Annotated in this window: 2 protein-coding genes; one reads left to right on the top strand and one right to left on the bottom strand. The window is 61.8% G+C overall.

Going from position 1 to position 1,996, the window contains the following annotated elements; genetic code table 11:
* A partial coding sequence (locus VGG51_11325; protein HEY1883620.1) for a GNAT family N-acetyltransferase occupies window positions 1-426 on the top strand: 426 nt, incomplete at its 5' end.
* On the opposite strand, the gene VGG51_11320 is transcribed toward VGG51_11325, so the two are convergent.
* On the bottom strand, window positions 378-1,715 hold the full coding sequence (locus tag VGG51_11320) for a DUF1254 domain-containing protein (GenBank protein ID HEY1883619.1): 1,338 nt from the start codon (window positions 1,713-1,715) through the stop codon (window positions 378-380). The genes VGG51_11325 and VGG51_11320 overlap by 49 nt on opposite strands.
* Window positions 1,716-1,996 lie beyond the last annotated feature (281 nt).

The following is a 1,996-nucleotide window of genomic DNA, read 5'->3' as shown; positions in this document are numbered from 1 at the left end:
ACCGAGCAGCAGACGTGGTCGAGAATCTGCACGTACATCGGCCATTGGGCGCTCTTGGGATTTGGCTATTGGGCGATCGAGGAGAAGGGCTCAAATGAGTTCGTTGGCGAGGCCGGCCTCGCCGATTTCAAACGCGACGTCTCTGCGTCCCTGAGAGGCCGCCCCGAACTCGGGTTCGCAATCGTTCCCCGCGCGCACGGAAAAGGCTATGCCACCGAGGCGGCGCGCGCGGCACTCTCTTGGGCCGATGCAAACGTCGCGCAGCCAACGAGCTTCTGCCTGATAAATCCGCAAAACGCGGCGTCACGGCGCGTCGCGGAGAAATGCGGCTACGAAATTCTCGAGGAGAGCCTTTACAACGGGGAGCCGGTCTTATTCTATACGCGGTCGATCGGCGGCGGGTTCCAGCGCCCGTCGAGCGCTTGAGGCCGCGGAGCGTAGAGCCGCAACGTTAGCCCCAGCGCGCCGCTTTGGGGCGCCGGCAGCCAGTTCGATTCCCTGTCGCTGCCGGGGCTCTCGTTCTGAATGTAGAGATCGAGCGATCCGTCGGCGTTGTACTCGAGCTCGTCGCGATCGCCGATCGCGAAACGGTCGATCGAATTGGCGATCTGAAAGCCTTGCGCATCGTACATCGTCAGCGACCAAAACGCACTGACCGGAGGCAGTTCTTCCTTTTTGAAGTGCAGGACGTAGCGATTTTCCCCCACGACCGGCGCGCCCGAACGGTCGGCGACGTTGAGCGGATAGATCGCGTCCTCGGGTTGGTTTGCGCCCAGCCCGGCCAGCGCGACGATCGCGCGCTTCAAGTAATAGTCGCCATAGACGCCCATCGTGTCGGTATTCATCTCCCAGCCGTTCGCGACGCGCGCCAGGGTCGGCATCTTTTCCAGCATCAGCTGCATTCCGGCCGCGGCCCCGGCCGTCAGCGTTTCGGCGCTCACTTTGCTTGCGTCGAAGCTCTTTCCGGCTTCAATCCCAATCCGCGCGATGCGAGCGAGAATCGACCAGTCGGTCAAATGAGGCGGGTTGGCTTTCATCAGCTCGGCGCCGTAGGCGAAGTACGCTGCCGCGGGCATGTCTTGTACCTGACGCAGCGGCTCGGTCTTTGTGTCGACGCTCGGGTCGACGTGCTGCTCGATCGCGCGGGGCGCCTTGCCCCAATCAACGAGCGCGGTGATGGTATATCCGTCTTGAATGCGATGGACCGCGCCGTAGTCCCCGACGCCGTTGGTTTGGGTGCGTCCGATAATCCAAACGAACGGCGTCGGTGCGTCGATTCGATCGACGCCCGCAGGCAAATCGCCGTTCCAACCCGGCGGTACGATCGCAAAGCTCGCCGCGCCGGTACCGTTGGTCCGCTTGCCGGGAACGGCGAAAACGTCGGTCCACATATCGAGCATCGGCAGCAGAAAATAGCGGCCCCCGGTATCTGCCGTCGACAAGATCGCGGGGCCATCGGTAAGATCGAGCCACGCGCTCGAGTAAAGTGTGTCGAAGTTTGGCCGTACTACGGCGCGCATCTGCGCGGTTGGAAACGCGCGAACGTGTGTGAATGCGTTGGCGGGGCCGCCGATCGGATTGACCTTCGCGTCGGCATTTGTCAGCTGCTTCCGGGTGATATCCATCAGAATCAGCGGGTAGAGATATGCGTACGCTTCTCGGACGATAGTCAGAGAATCGCCCAGCGTCGCGTTCGTGGCGGAAGTGGGAGACACGGCGATGGTCCTTTCTGGAGGTTTCGGGCCGACCTCGGCTCTTGACGAAGCTATTGGACGTAGATGCCGTGCCGCACCGGCCAAGGCAAGCTGAAGCCTATTCTAAAGCGGAAAGACGATGATGCTGCCGGGGGCGCCGTGGCAGTTTGTGCGCAGGCGACTTAGACGTATCCCTGAACCAACGCTCGATGGCGACGAAGGAGCAAGTGCAAGCGGCAATCTTTGCGCGGGAAGGGTTTCGTATCAAGCTGGAGCTTTTCGATGAAAAGCGCCGCCCACTG

The organism is Candidatus Cybelea sp. (assembly GCA_036489315.1).
Taxonomy (GTDB): domain Bacteria; phylum Vulcanimicrobiota; class Vulcanimicrobiia; order Vulcanimicrobiales; family Vulcanimicrobiaceae; genus Cybelea.
The sequence above is the reverse complement of the archived record's forward strand: the minus strand, read 5'-3'. Positions and strand labels throughout refer to the sequence as shown.